13 protein-coding genes are annotated in these 13,043 nt (G+C 56.9%); 10 read left to right on the top strand and 3 right to left on the bottom strand.

Translation table 11 applies throughout. The features are described from left to right. From ABK249_RS30595 to ABK249_RS30570, 6 genes are read left to right on the top strand one after another with little or no spacing between them, the layout of a single operon-like run. Complete coding sequence (locus ABK249_RS30595) at positions 1-1,029, top strand: TrbL/VirB6 family protein (RefSeq protein WP_037093751.1); 1,029 nt, start codon at positions 1-3, stop codon at positions 1,027-1,029. A 33-nt stretch (positions 1,030-1,062) separates the two neighbouring features. Continuing rightward, on the top strand, positions 1,063-1,755 hold the full coding sequence (locus ABK249_RS30590) for a VirB8 family type IV secretion system protein (RefSeq protein WP_227705949.1): 693 nt from the start codon (positions 1,063-1,065) through the stop codon (positions 1,753-1,755). Continuing rightward, positions 1,752-2,564 (top strand): P-type conjugative transfer protein VirB9, encoded by an 813-nt coding sequence (gene virB9, locus ABK249_RS30585; RefSeq protein ID WP_107341995.1) that lies wholly within the window; start codon positions 1,752-1,754, stop codon positions 2,562-2,564. The genes ABK249_RS30590 and virB9 overlap by 4 nt, the downstream gene beginning before the upstream one ends. Next, the gene (gene virB10 / locus ABK249_RS30580; RefSeq protein WP_227705948.1) at positions 2,564-3,775 is read left to right on the top strand and encodes a type IV secretion system protein VirB10; all 1,212 of its coding nucleotides are present in this window, start codon (positions 2,564-2,566) and stop codon (positions 3,773-3,775) included. Before virB9 ends, virB10 begins: the two co-directional genes overlap by 1 nt. Beyond that, positions 3,756-4,778: a P-type DNA transfer ATPase VirB11 gene (gene virB11, locus ABK249_RS30575; RefSeq protein ID WP_227705947.1), complete on the top strand. Its 1,023-nt coding sequence runs from the start codon at positions 3,756-3,758 to the stop codon at positions 4,776-4,778. The genes virB10 and virB11 overlap by 20 nt, the downstream gene beginning before the upstream one ends. Beyond that, entirely contained in the window at positions 4,775-6,862 is a 2,088-nt protein-coding gene (locus ABK249_RS30570; RefSeq protein ID WP_227705946.1) for a type IV secretory system conjugative DNA transfer family protein, read from the top strand. The genes virB11 and ABK249_RS30570 overlap by 4 nt, the downstream gene beginning before the upstream one ends. 7 nt (positions 6,863-6,869) lie before the next feature. On the opposite strand, the gene ABK249_RS30565 is transcribed toward ABK249_RS30570, so the two are convergent. From ABK249_RS30565 to ABK249_RS30555, 3 genes are read right to left on the bottom strand one after another with little or no spacing between them, the layout of a single operon-like run. Then, positions 6,870-7,082 (bottom strand): hypothetical protein, encoded by a 213-nt coding sequence (locus tag ABK249_RS30565; protein WP_052642558.1) that lies wholly within the window; start codon positions 7,080-7,082, stop codon positions 6,870-6,872. A 6-nt stretch (positions 7,083-7,088) separates the two neighbouring features. Beyond that, positions 7,089-9,566: a relaxase/mobilization nuclease domain-containing protein gene (locus ABK249_RS30560; RefSeq protein ID WP_227705945.1), complete on the bottom strand. Its 2,478-nt coding sequence runs from the start codon at positions 9,564-9,566 to the stop codon at positions 7,089-7,091. Positions 9,567-9,569: 3 nt separating this feature from the next. Further along, complete coding sequence (locus ABK249_RS30555) at positions 9,570-9,971, bottom strand: DUF6290 family protein (RefSeq protein WP_133675526.1); 402 nt, start codon at positions 9,969-9,971, stop codon at positions 9,570-9,572. Between the two features lie 582 nt (positions 9,972-10,553). On the opposite strand from ABK249_RS30555, the gene ABK249_RS30550 reads away from it, so the two are divergent. From ABK249_RS30550 to ABK249_RS30535, 4 genes are all read left to right on the top strand, one after another. Beyond that, positions 10,554-11,246: a ParA family protein gene (locus ABK249_RS30550; RefSeq protein WP_376909612.1), complete on the top strand. Its 693-nt coding sequence runs from the start codon at positions 10,554-10,556 to the stop codon at positions 11,244-11,246. A gap of 76 nt (positions 11,247-11,322) precedes the next feature. Beyond that, on the top strand, positions 11,323-11,694 hold the full coding sequence (locus ABK249_RS30545; RefSeq protein ID WP_052642551.1) for a hypothetical protein: 372 nt from the start codon (positions 11,323-11,325) through the stop codon (positions 11,692-11,694). Continuing rightward, complete coding sequence (locus ABK249_RS30540) at positions 11,691-12,113, top strand: hypothetical protein (RefSeq protein ID WP_227705944.1); 423 nt, start codon at positions 11,691-11,693, stop codon at positions 12,111-12,113. Before ABK249_RS30545 ends, ABK249_RS30540 begins: the two co-directional genes overlap by 4 nt. A 181-nt stretch (positions 12,114-12,294) precedes the next feature. Then, positions 12,295-12,909, top strand: coding sequence for a helix-turn-helix domain-containing protein (locus ABK249_RS30535; RefSeq protein WP_227705943.1), 615 nt, complete (start codon positions 12,295-12,297; stop codon positions 12,907-12,909). The last annotated feature ends 134 nt before the right edge of the window (positions 12,910-13,043 follow it).

Raw genomic sequence — 13,043 nt, 5'->3', positions numbered from 1 at the left:
ATGAACTTTCTAGGCGGCCTGCTTGAGGCTCTTGAAGATGCAGGGCGGAATTTCTCCCAACGGGCTTATGAGGTCGTTGGCGACGAGATCATGCCCTTGCTGACGATCATGCTTATTGCCTACGTCGCCTATTACGGACTTCAACTCGTCATGGGGACCGCGCGAGTGAGCGTCGGCGAGATCGTCGGCCGGGTCGTGCGGATGATGCTTATCGTCGCTTTCATTGATCAGTGGGGCAACTTCCAACTCTTCTTTTACGACTGGCTGAACAACACGCCGGAAGACGTGGGGCGGGCGCTCCTGACGGCTAGCAGTACCGGGATAACTGAGCCGACAGACGGCCTCTCCATGATTTGGGAGACAGCGAATGAGGCAGCAGCAGCATTCGCGGAGCAGTCAGGCTACTTCGCCATTCTCCCGGGTCTTGTAGGGTTCCTGATCATGCTGGCGGTTGGGCTGTTCATTGCCGTTGCGCTTGCCATCCTCGTGCTTGCGAAGGTGATGATGTGGGTGCTGCTTGGCACTGCACCGATCTTTATCGCCTGCCTATTGTTTGATTCCACGCGCCAGTACGGAATGGCTTGGTTCCAGCAGGTTTTGACTTACGCGATTATTCCGCTCTTCGTTTACGTCGTCGCCGCCTTTCTCATCACGACCATGGACGCTGAACTGCAGAAGGTCGCAGCGGCAGCATCCGCGAACGAGATCCAGCTAGACGATATCTCGGCTTTCGTCCTGATCTGTGCGGCTGGTGCTTTTGTCCTCTTCAACATCCAAACTCTCGCCCAGGGAATTACCGGGGGCGTGGCAACGGGCGTTGGGCAGATCGCTCGATCGGTTGGCTACGCGACCGGGGTTGCACTGCCGGCAAGAGCTTTGACCGCGACACGTTCTGTAGCCGGCAGGGCTGGAGAATTAGGAATGGCCGCACGCGCCAGAACCCATGCCGGCATGAGGGAAAACATCCAAAACGCCGGTGCAGCAGAAGCGATGCAAAACAGAATTACCAACAACAGTCTGCCCAACTAGGCAACTGGTGGCGGGAATTAAGGGCTAGGATACATGGCAGAGAATAACGATGCTCTCCGGAGCTATTTTCAGGATGGGGACCGTTGGGAACAAGAGATCGTCAAAAAGGCCAAACGGTCCAAGGCGTTCGCTTGGCTGATTACGCTGATCTTCGGCGGCATCACGATCCTGTCGCTCTCCGCATTGGTGATGCTCGTGCCCCTCAAGAGCTTCGAGCCGTACATTGTCGAGGTCGACAAGAACACTGGCTACATTGAGGTCAAGACAGGGCTGACCCGAACATCGAACATCACCGATCAGCAGGCGGTCACTCAGGCGAATGTCGTCCGTTACATTCGATCCCGCGAGGGCTATGATCCTTTTGCCATCGAGCAGAACTTTGGAATTGCAGCTTTGCTCTCCACCGGCGACGCAGCGCGCGACCTCCAGGCCCAATGGAGTGCCGCGAACCCTGACAATCCAGCTCGCCGGCTCGGCAAAAACAAGTCGATCACCGTTGACATAAAGTCTGTCACCTTCCCCAACACGACAACGGCGCTCGTCCGGTTCTCGACGCATGAGCGCTCTGATTCAGACATCATCACGCGCCATTTCATCTCTATCGTTCGCTATCGCTACACGGATACGCCTGAGCGCAACGAATGGCGCTTCGAAAACCCGTTGGGCTTCCAGGTTTATGACTACCGCCGTGATCAGGAAACGGTGACCTCGGGAGGCCAGCAGTGAAATATGGCTTCCTACTGGCGGCGTCGATCGCCGCTCTCACGATGACTCACGCCTATGCGGCGCAACAGCCCCGCCCTGGCAGTCTGGATGCGCGTGTGACCAGTGTTGTCTATCAGCCGAACAACGTCGTGAAGGTGTCTGCGACCTACGGCATCTCGACGATGATCATCTTCGACGAAGATGAGAAGTTTGAGACGATCTCGCTTGGCGACACCGACAGTTGGCAGGTTGCCCCGTCCGAAAAGGGCAACATCCTTTTCGTCAAGCCGATAGCCAAGGACGTTTCCACTAACATGAACGTGGTGACCTCAAAGAGGATCTACTTCCTTGAGCTCAACGACTATGCACCGGAAGCAGGGAAAAAGGTCTTCGGCATTCGCTTCGTTTATCCGGAGAAGAACCTGAACGAGTCTCTGCGGAAGGAGGCTGAGTTTCGGGCAGCTAACCCGAACATTTCGAGCATCGACAAAGCGAACGTCAATATTGACTACTCTTTCTCGGGCGACGCGGCGCTGAAGCCGACAATGGTCTTCGATGACGGAAAGAAGACCTTTTTCAAGTTCGGCCGAGGGACCGTGCCGGCCATTTTTGCCGTTCAATCCGACTTCTCCGAGACCCTGCGAAACTTCCGCAAGGAAGGCGAATACATCGTCGTTGACGGCGTAGCCACGCAATACACGCTCCGGGACGGAAACCAGTGGACGTGCATTTTCAACCTCCGCAAGCCGGACTTTGCAGCACCTGATCCTGACATCATGGCTCCGAAACCGGATCTTGATGCCAGCAAACGCAGGAGGAGCGGCAACTAATGAAGCGCAGCCCTGAACTCGACGCAATGGCGGCGGCCGACGAGGCCGAAATCAGCAATCGAAACGTGAAGCGCAATCAAACGGTCGGCATGGCCGCCCTTTTGCTGGCTGGCATCTTCGCCGCGTACCTGGTGCTCGCGACGTCCGGAGAAAGCCCGCCTGAAAGCCCGCAAAGTGAGGAGGAGTTCCGTACCACGACCTTCCGGCCGCCCGGTTTCGTGCGCGATGGAGAACCCACTCCCCCACCACCCGAACAGCCTGTCTTGGAACTTCCACCTCCGCCTCCTCCGCCGCCAGCTCCGCCGGTGGACGTCACTGAATTCAACGTGCCTCCCCCGCCCGAAGTAGCTCAACCGGCGAGCGCCCCCCCGCCCGCCGAAGAGGTGTTTCCGGAGCGATTTCGGTCAAAGCTAATCACGCTTGACCAGAACCTGGGAGGATCCGCGAATGGTTCGCTCGATGGCTCGAACAGCGGCACGCCTTTGACCGTCGCTGGCGAGGATCGCAACAGCCAGTACCTGTCCTCAGCGAGTGCGATCGGTGACCGTTCCGCCAAGGCCCGGCAGATTGAGCGCATCGACGCCATGATCCCAGAGGGCACGCTGATCCCCGGCATCTTGGAAACGGCGATCGTCAGCGACCTTCCGGGCCAGGTCCGGGCCATCACATCCAAGGATGTGTACTCCTTCGATGGGCGGCGTGTCCTGATCCCAACAGGAACACGCCTGATCGGAGAATATCAGTCCGAAGTTACGCGGGGGCAGAAGCGGGTCTTTGTCGTGTGGACGAGGCTGATCCGGGATGACGGCGTGTCGGTGCGCTTGAACTCCATCGGCACGGACAGCCTCGGGCGATCGGGCCTGACGGGTCATGTCGACAACAAGTTCCGTGAGCGCTTTGGCGCATCAATCTTGCTGTCGATCGTCGGAGGCGGTGCAAGCTATCTAACCGGATACGGTAGCGACTCCAGCTCCGGAAACGATGACACTGAGCGAGCTGCTGAATTGGCGCGAGAAACGATCGCGCAGACCTTCAGCGACATGGCGAACACGGTCCTTGCCGAAAACCTGAGGATCCCGCCAACGATCAGCGTACCGCAGGGCGAGCGGATCTTTGTCTATGTTCGCCAGGACCTCGATTTCAGCGCCATGTACGACGATCCTGTCACGGAAGCGATGAAGGAGATCAAACGTGAACGTTATGGTAGGTAACACGACGGCTCATGATCCCCACTATTTCCTGAACCGGTCTCTGGAGCCCATCAGGCAATTTCTCGATGACCCGATGGTGGTTGAGATTGCGGTGAACCGGCCAGGCCAAGTCTATGTTGAGCGTTTCGGTGCTGATCACATGGAGCATCATGAAATCGATGCTCTGACGGCACGCGAGATCGAGAACATTGGCGAGCGGGTTGCCGCAGCGACAAAGCAGTTCCTCAACGCCGCTAATCCGATCCTTAGCGCAGCACTGCCGACCGGCGAACGTATCCAGGTCGTCTTGCCGCCCGCGGCACCTGACGGTGGGTCGATCACGATCCGTAAGCAGGTTGTGCAGAATTTTTCTCTGCAGGACTACCGTGACAACGGCTCTCTCGACAAAGTCTCGGTTGCTGTCGGGGGCCTAAGCGACGTGGATCGGGAGCTGATCGCCTATCTACGCGCGGAGAAGATCTACGACTTCATCCATACGGCCATCACGAAGCGGGTTTCGATCCTGATCAGTGGCGGCACGTCGTCGGGCAAAACCACGTTTCTGAACGCGTGCCTGAACTCTGTAGACCTGAATGAGCGGATCCTGACGCTTGAGGACACTCGTGAGCTATTCCCACCACAGAAGAACGCGGTCCACCTGATCGCCTCCAAGGGTGGGCAAGGCACTGCAAACGTGACGATTCAAAACCTTCTTGAATCGGCGCTTCGAATGCGGCCGGATCGCCTCTTCGTTGGCGAGATTCGTGGCGCTGAGGCCTTTTCATTCCTTCGCGCCATCAACACAGGCCACCCGGGCAGCATGTCGACAGTACACGCCGATACGCCGCTCGGCGCCTATGAACAGCTTGCCATGATGATGCAGCAGTCCGGCATGTCCGCCGGCTACTCCAAGCAGGACCTGATGTCCTACATCCAAATGGTCATTCCGATCGTGATCCAGCTCAGGCGGGAAGGCGGCAAGCGCGGGGTTTCCGAAATCTACTTCGCACGGGATGCATCATGAGTAAGGGGCTACAGGCCTTCTATCTGTTCTTCTGCCTGTTGATCGCATTTGCAGTCTGGATGCTGGCATACGGGGCGGGGCTTCAGCTCTTCTACGGTGACGGTAGGATCCTCGAGGCGACAATTACCTCAAACCCATTCGCACCAATTCAGCAGTTCTGGGCCTATAGCTCCTCCCCTTCCCTTCAAAAAGTCGCGCTCGGCTCCGTAGTGCCCGCGCTGCTCGTATCAGGCCTCATTGCTTACCTTGGGCTCAAACCTACCAGCAATCCATTGGGGGATGCGGCCTTTCAGGATCTTGCAACCCTTCGGCGCGGGAAGTGGTTTGGCAAGAAAGGTCACATATTCGGTCGCATCGGGAGCAACGTCCTCCGCGCGTATGACGATCGCCACCACCTCATTATTGGCCCGACGCGATCCGGTAAGGGCGCGGGCTACGTCATCCCCAACGCTCTCATGCACGAAGGCTCTATGATCGTCACGGATCTGAAGGGCGAGGTCTACAAGGCAACCGCCGGCTATCGGAAGCGCAACGGCAGCCAGGTCTTCTTGTTCGCGCCGGGTTCCGAGACGACCAACAGCTATAATCCCTTGGATTTCGTTCGTCCGGAGCGAGGCAATCGCACGACTGACATTCAAAATATCGCCAGCATTCTTGTACCGGAAAACACCGAATCCGAGAATTCAGTTTGGCAGGCCACAGCTCAACAGGTTCTCGCCGGCGCCATCAGCTATGTTCTCGAAAGCCCCTTCTACAAAGGACGCAGGAACCTCGGCGAGATCAACTCCTTCTTCAACAGCGGGACCGATCTGCAGGCCTTGATGAAGTACATCAAGGAGAAGGAGCCATACCTGTCGAAGTTCACGATGGAGAGCTTCAATTCCTACCTGTCTCTCTCGGATCGGGCCGCGGCCTCGGCACTGCTTGATATCCAGAAGGCGATGAGGCCGTTCAAGAACGAACGCGTTGTGGCCGCAACGAACATGACCGACATGGACCTTCGATCCATGAAGCGTCGACCCGTCACAATCTACCTTGCCCCGAACATCACCGACATCACGCTTCTTAGGCCGCTGCTGACGCTGTTCGTTCAACAGGTGATGGACATACTTACCCTTGAGCATGATCCCAACTCCGTGCCGGTCTATTTCCTGCTGGATGAGTTTCGCCAGCTGAAGCGCATGGACGAAATCATGACGAAGCTGCCCTATGTGGCCGGCTATAAGATCAAGCTCGCCTTCATCATCCAGGACCTGAAGAACCTGGATGAGATCTATGGTGAGACGTCCCGACATTCGCTCCTTGGCAACTGCGGCTATCAGCTCATCCTTGGTGCCAATGACCAGGCCACGGCAGAATATGCTTCCCGCGCGCTTGGCAAGAGAACCATCCGATATCAGTCTGAATCCCGCACTATCGAGCTTATGGGCCTCCCGCGCCGAACAAAGGTCGAGCAAATTCGCGATCGGGACCTGATGATGCCGCAGGAAGTGCGCCAGATGCCCGAGAACAAGATGATCTTGCTGGTGGAGGGTCAGCGGCCAATCTTTGGAGACAAGCTGCGCTTCTTTAAGACGCAGCCCTTCAAGGAGGCGGAGGCCTATTCTCAGACACACATACCGACCGTTCCAACTGTCGATTACCTGCCACCTAAACCTGTTCCAGCGACCACGCCAGCCTATGCCAATGCAGGCCAGGAACAAGCTGAACAAGCGGAAGCGATAAAGCCTGCGACTGAGGCGAAAGCGGAGGAGCCGCGGGCGCCTGTCCAGGAGGAGGCTCCGAAAGAGCCAGCGCCCTCCACCTCGCCCGCTCGTGTTGTGAATCCATCCGCCCTGGCCAACAAGAAGGTCAGCGCCGGGGGCACTCCGGAACCTGCTAAGGCAGCTGTGCCCGCTTCCAAAGAGCGCACAACACCTGTCTCAGAGAACGACATCGAAAAAGCGCACAATGATCGGGTTAGTCGTCTAAGGGAGGTCGTCGAACGGGAAGCCGAAGGCAAATCACCGCGCAAGAGGAAGAGCTTGGAAGAGCTATTCGCAGCGACCGTTCCTGATCCAATCATGGAACAGGCCGGCCGCTAATTCAGGTTCAGAAGGGCCAGAAGCTGGCTGCGTACTGACCCGCCTCTGTTAGCCAAGCCACAGAAGCATGATACCAGCCGATCACGGTCCCGTAGACCTTGATCAGGATCGCGAGGATCCCAACGGAGACCATACCCCACACCATCATCTTGCCGACGATGTCGGCAGACTTGGGGTCGTTTACTTCCACCAGGTAGGTGTTCTGATTACCGTCCTGCATGACACTTTAGCGATCACGGTCGTCCCGATTACGCTCCCTCTGTTCAGCCTGTTCACGCTCCAACTCCTCGAGACGAGGAATGTGCTGTTGCGCGGGATCAGTCCGAGTGGTCTCGCCGCCCCGCTGGGCCGCTTCCCTGTCTCTGTTTACACGATCTTGCTGCCTCTGAGTAGCGTCCACCGTCTCAGCGAGCTGGTGAGCCTCACGCTCCGCTTGCCCAATCGGACGTTCCTCTTCCAGATCCACCCTGAGATCGCGTTGGCGATCGTCGGCAGTATCCGCAGTTATCGGCTGCTTGTTTGACTTGTTTTCGTCCCCACGCTCTTCATTGCGCTCAATGGTCTCGATCTCCGCGCGCAGTTCCGGATCTTCGTTGGCAACATCCCGGAGATAGCCGTTTCCGGTAGCGGCGAGTTGAGCTGCGTGATGAAGCGAAGCCTCAAGGCCCTTCTCATATTGCTCCCGGTTTTCGTCTCCGAGCTCGCCGGCTTCGATATGGGCGAGGCCGGAGCGATAGTGTTCCACATTTGCCATCGCATCGTTACCAGCCTCAACGACAGCCTCTCCATGCTTGGCAACAGCCGCCTCCCACTGAAGGTTAGCATCCGTCTGCTCTTGCACCTCAGATGCCGTTCTTTCCGGCGCGACGCCACTTTCTCTGGAGACGTCGCCAGCAGCGTTGCGTCCATCCTGCTCATCAAGCCCACGCTCCTTCATTTCGAGCATCTGCCTGCGCAAATCGACGATCTCGCGAGCGAGGGAGGAAACTTCTTCGAAGCCTGACCGGTCCTCTGGACCAGCGCTGCGCTGAAGGTTGAATAGAGCCGTTTCAACAGTCTTTTCGTACGCTTCGAACTCTGGGCGTGTCTGCTCGCGCATGTCCTTTGCCTCCGACAACATGTCTCTGATTGCTACCATATTGGAGCGGTAATCACCGCCGAAATCTGCATGAATGACTGCATCAGCAGGCGATTGGTCCGTTTGGGCAAGGCCGTTTTCCAGATAGGAGCGATGCTGAGCGGCGTAGGCCGCAACCACTGTGTCGCCGGCGTTGACTGCAATCTTCTGCCAGGTCTCCTGCGCTTTTAGGATGTACTGGCGGCTTCTCTGGCTCGTCGCCACCACGCGCCGACCAGCTCGCTTTGCGTCATATCGCGCCTGCGCCGGATCGCTGGTGCCTACATGCTCGGTTCGACCGTCATGCTTGACGGCGCGAACCTGATTTCGCGTGAAGGCTGGCGGCGTGGCGAACTCTCGCCGATCGGTCATTTCCATATTGATGCCGTGGTCACGCGCCTTCTCGGCCATGACCTCACGCCATTGCCGGAAGGTGGCCGGAGTCGTCTCGATCCGGTCGCCCGATTCCGAACGCATGGTAACGATGGCATGAGCATGAACATGCGGCCGTTTGCCCCCCTCCCCTGCTTCTTTCGGATCGCTCTCCGGATCGTGCATAGCGAAAACGTACCGATGGCCCGCAAACTGCTCAGCCAGGAAGTCGCGAACAGCTCCTTCGAAAGCGACAGCATCCGTGCCGGCACGCGCCGACATGATCACGTGCATCACGTCACGGCTCTTGCGGCTGTGCAGCTCATCCCGCCATTCCTTTTGCACTAGGTCGCCCGCAGCCTTGTCATCGGCAATCAAGCGTCCCTGATCGTCTCGAACGTCGTTCCGCTGCGCGATCAGGTCTCGCAACTTGGCAGCGCCATATTCCACGCCATTGCCATAGCCTGTGAACGAGAAAGCCGCGGGGGCCTCTTTCGCAACGGCGCTGGCGTCGAAACGCTCCTGAACGATGGCGGCCGCCTTCGCGTCAGCCGTCAGCCGCTCGCCCTGCCCGCTGCGCAACACGACATAACCCTCGACCTTCAGCGATCCGTCGTTTCGGGTTTCGACAGAGTAAGCGTAGCGTCGATCACCAAAGCCACTGCTGACAATGTCCCGCACCTGCTCATGCGGGTTCGAGCCGCCGGAAACGCTCACCTCGACGCTAAACGCGCCGATATCGCGGCTCTCGGTCCTGTTTTGGAAAAGGTGATTCCAATCGCCACGGAGACGCGCCAGCTCCTCACGGCCACGCAACGTCTCGCCGTTTTCGTTCTCAACCTTCAGCTCCCCCCCTCTGGAAACATAGTTGAGCATCGAGCCGACGCGGGCGCCACCACCGTAGGAAGCCAGTTTGACAACTGCTGGCTGGCTCCCTTTGGCAACGCTTGCAAGACGAACGTCCATTGATCGCATAGCACCCGAACCGGCAGCCATCGTCCTCGAAGGCGATGACACGTTGAATGCCGATGTCCTCACCCCTCCCCTAGATCCCGACCCGCCTTTAGACATCCCAACCTGGTGCTGCAGATTCTTCAGTCTCTTCTCAAGCTCTTCCTCGACAGCCCTCCCACGGCCGCCGAGCGTCATTTCGTGCAATAGCGCCGCGCGCCTTTGCTCCCATTCGCTTGTGAAAGTGCCGAAAAAGAACTCCACGGCCTACACCTCGCCTCGGCGCTCATGCCCGGCACGGCGCGAAAGTGTCCGCAGCTCACTCATTACAGCCGCCTGAATCCGCTGGACGTTGCCAAGGTTGATGTCCAGCTCTGAGGGATGGACACCCTTTCCTGCATTCAGGGAGCGGGCTACCTGATTCAAATTGATGCCGATCATCCGCATGTCTTCGAGCAACGCGGCCATGATCAACCTGTCTTCCGCAGTCAGAATGGGTCGAACGCCAGCACCCTCGAGGAGCAGCGAACGGAAAAAAGCAGACACACTCATACCGGCCGACTTGGCCGCTTCTTCGATGGCCGAATGCTCTGCATCGCTGACGCGCACGTTGATTAGACGCCCCTTGCGTTGCTTGGCTGTCGGCACTTCGATTGTGTCCTCACTCATCAATCAACTAGGCCTTCCCGGAGCTTTGCGACCCTCATCGTGGGCTTGTCCCACGATCGCAATGCAATATGTAAAACATCTTTGCGTATCCTGCCACCCATGCCACCCACCCATGCCACCCATGACCTAAAGCACTACCCCATAATTTCAATCAAATTTCACCTCTCGACTGGCTCCGTTTCGCTTCGCACTCTTTCCGTTGGAACGCTCACCAGGGTTCACCGCCAAAACCGCTTCTGAAGGCCTTCGTCTGTCCCTCGTACTCAGGCGAAAGGGACGCTTCGCTCTTCGCCCTTGCGCCCTCCGTGCGAGCGCCAAAGACGGCCTCACGCGGCTCCGGGGTCACCACTCGACCCAGACAATTGTAAAAGCCACACGACCAACCCGTGTGGCTTTATTGATGTCTAGCAGGGTGTGATCACACGCACGTTTTGATCTTAACCCGCGTGTTTTCACATGGTAGGTTCTCTTCGATGTGAAGATCTTAACGACGATACTAATGTTCCGATCGAACACACGTCGGACCGCTAGGGGACGGGTTGAAGTCTTAGACAGGAAGTGGATTGTGAAATGGCAATTTGCATGTCGCTGGTAAGCGGCAAGGGCGGCGCGGGGAAGACGACCGCCGTAATCCTGATCGCCGGGGAATATGCGCTTCAAGGTAAGCAAGTGCTTTTGGTTGATGCAGACGGACGACAAAACCTGAATGAGTGGTGGTCCCGTTCAGAGGCGAAGGACAACAGGCCAGACGGCATTGAGCTTCGAACGGCGGTAACTAACGCATCACTTCAGCATATTCTGGAGAACGAAACCGCCGGGTTTGACGTCGTGTTAATAGACTCCCCTGGGCAAGACACCGTGCTACGGGACACGATCATCGCCGGCTCGGACATCGTTATGACCCCGATCCAGCCAAACCAAGACGAGATCCTTGCTGCCGGCCAGGCAGCAATGGACGTGGCTGACACCTGCGATCGTACCGGGCGAAACATTCCACATCTCAACTTCAGAACCCGGATCACTCTCCCCGGCCGCTCACTGGAAGCTTACCGCCTGATCCGCCCCTTCATCGCGAACCTGCAAGAGCAGGGATATGATTCACACCTCCTTGATACCGAGCTGTATGAGCGAAACCCCTATCGGGACATCAGACTGGGATATGGGACACTGCAAATGCTTGAGCTCAGCGACTCGGTCAGAAAGGCCCGGAGTGAGGTTATGGGCATGATGCAAGAAATTGAACGTTTCCTGACAAACGAGGAAAAGAGGGCGTAAGATGGCTAAAGGGACTTCCAGTATATCTGATTTTCCCGTTGCACCGCGACGGTCACGGGGGAATGTGCCCAATTCAATGTCGCAGCCGGCTATAGACAACGAAGCAGAAAACTTGGTGGCCAGCGATCATCCAGACCAGGTTGCTATCGAAGAAGCTCCCGCGAAGGTCCCTGACGTTCAAGTGCCACAACGGTCGAGCTTGATTCTGCCATCACCGGAGGCTCGCCGGGAGAGAGCGACGAGCAGATCGTTAGAGCGTGAGGCATCCAGAATACGACTGCAGGAGCTGAAGCAGAATAAAGCGCGGGAGAGCAAACACTTCGTCAACTGCCCCCTTGATTACGATACTAAGAAACGTCTGGAGCGAGCAGCCTCTGAAAACGACTTGAAAATGACGGTGATCGTCAAGGCCGCGATCGACCAGTTTCTGAAGGATAATGGTTATTGATCCTCGACCTTCGTTTCCTGGGCGGGGTGGCGCTAGGCGCAACCCTTGGATTTTTGATCAACCCTGAAGCGACGGAGAAGGTCGGGATCGATATTCCCGCCATAAAGAGAACTTTACTCAGTGTCGGCGCCACTCCACCGGAGCCTTTCAAGCAAACCGACTGGCCAACGGACGATCGCGCCAAACGCGAGCTGTTCCGGTTTGCAATGTGGGACTTCGAGGAACACGGACCGAAGTCTGAGATCCGGATCACAAGATGCATCAGCATCGACCAGTTCTCCCTAGCTTGCGAAATGCGCGTGAAGTTGAGTTGGGTCAGCGACGAGAGGATCCTCGAAGGCATTTTTCAACCCAATGCCCGAAGCTGGAATCTGATTGCTGCGAAGGCGGTGAACAGGAATGCTCGCAGTCAAACTTGACTCGAGGCACAACGCGCCTCTGAGTTGCGCATTTCGATCCTAAGAGAGCAATGTTACAGATCATTCCCCCCAATATTGTTAGGTTTGTGTGACTGGCGCGCAGGATGACAGTGCCTTAATGGCACGTTATGGTGCGTGATATCTGCCACTGGCGGATTTGGGGACTGAGGGAATACCGACGGTGCGGAATCTATCCGACTATATCAATTCAAGGGAACTGGTTGAGACCACAGATCCAGATTTCCAGAGACCCTTGTACCGCCAGGAGGGCTTCGACGGCATTGTCAGCTTCGGGGAGATCGACGCAAAGCTTTCCGCATTCCTCTTAGACGAACGTGCGAAAACTGGTTTGACCCAGAGTGATTTCGCGACCTTGGCTGGTCTCGCACGAGTGGTTTATAGCCGCTATGAACTGAACATTTCGCGCCTTACCGTATCACGAATGATCCACCTTTCCGAGCTCCTTGGTTTCCTGCCAATGCAGATGATTCATGCTGCGGCACCTCATCTTTACGGCAAAGATCCTCAAGAGGCCGATGATCGGGTTGAATTGTTCAGACTTATTCATGACCTCCCCCACGACACCATACGCAGTTTGATTGGCATAGTTGGCCAATTGACGCCAAGCGATGTTCTTGAGGCTCGACAGAAAGCGGAAGCGGAGGCTGAAGCGCAAGCTGAGGCTGAACGCCAACGATTGAACCGAAAAGCTGCGAGAGCCAGCAGGAGAGGCCGTCCGCCTGGTCGCCCACCAGGTCGCAAGTCATCTACAACCGAAACACCTACAGACGAATGAGAGCTGATGTCGCTTTGCAGTTAATCGTGAGAATCGCCTGTCAACGATTTCAGAAGGTTAGCTGTACACATAGTTTGAGAATGTACAGTTAAATTGAGATTCAAGATGGGTCTTTGGCATTTAATGTGAGAACC

This window comes from Neorhizobium phenanthreniclasticum, from assembly GCF_040066075.1.
Taxonomy (GTDB): Bacteria; Pseudomonadota; Alphaproteobacteria; order Rhizobiales; family Rhizobiaceae; genus Neorhizobium; species Neorhizobium petrolearium.
The sequence above is the reverse complement of the archived record's forward strand: the minus strand, read 5'-3'. Positions and strand labels throughout refer to the sequence as shown.

Bases quoted from the DNA above. Each gene is read 5' to 3' on its own strand.
- ABK249_RS30590 (WP_227705949.1), top strand. From the start codon at position 1,063: ATGGCAGAGAATAACGATGCTCTCCGGAGCTATTTTCAGGATGGGGAC.
- ABK249_RS30545 (WP_052642551.1), top strand. From the start codon at position 11,323: ATGTCGCAGCCGGCTATAGACAACGAAGCAGAAAACTTGGTGGCCAGC.
- virB10 (WP_227705948.1), top strand. From the start codon at position 2,564: ATGAAGCGCAGCCCTGAACTCGACGCAATGGCGGCGGCCGACGAGGCC.
- ABK249_RS30570 (WP_227705946.1), top strand. From the start codon at position 4,775: ATGAGTAAGGGGCTACAGGCCTTCTATCTGTTCTTCTGCCTGTTGATC.
- ABK249_RS30565 (WP_052642558.1), bottom strand. From the start codon at position 7,082: ATGCAGGACGGTAATCAGAACACCTACCTGGTGGAAGTAAACGACCCC.
- ABK249_RS30595 (WP_037093751.1), top strand. From the start codon at position 1: ATGAACTTTCTAGGCGGCCTGCTTGAGGCTCTTGAAGATGCAGGGCGG.
- ABK249_RS30550 (WP_376909612.1), top strand. From the start codon at position 10,554: ATGTCGCTGGTAAGCGGCAAGGGCGGCGCGGGGAAGACGACCGCCGTA.
- ABK249_RS30555 (WP_133675526.1), bottom strand. From the start codon at position 9,971: ATGAGTGAGGACACAATCGAAGTGCCGACAGCCAAGCAACGCAAGGGG.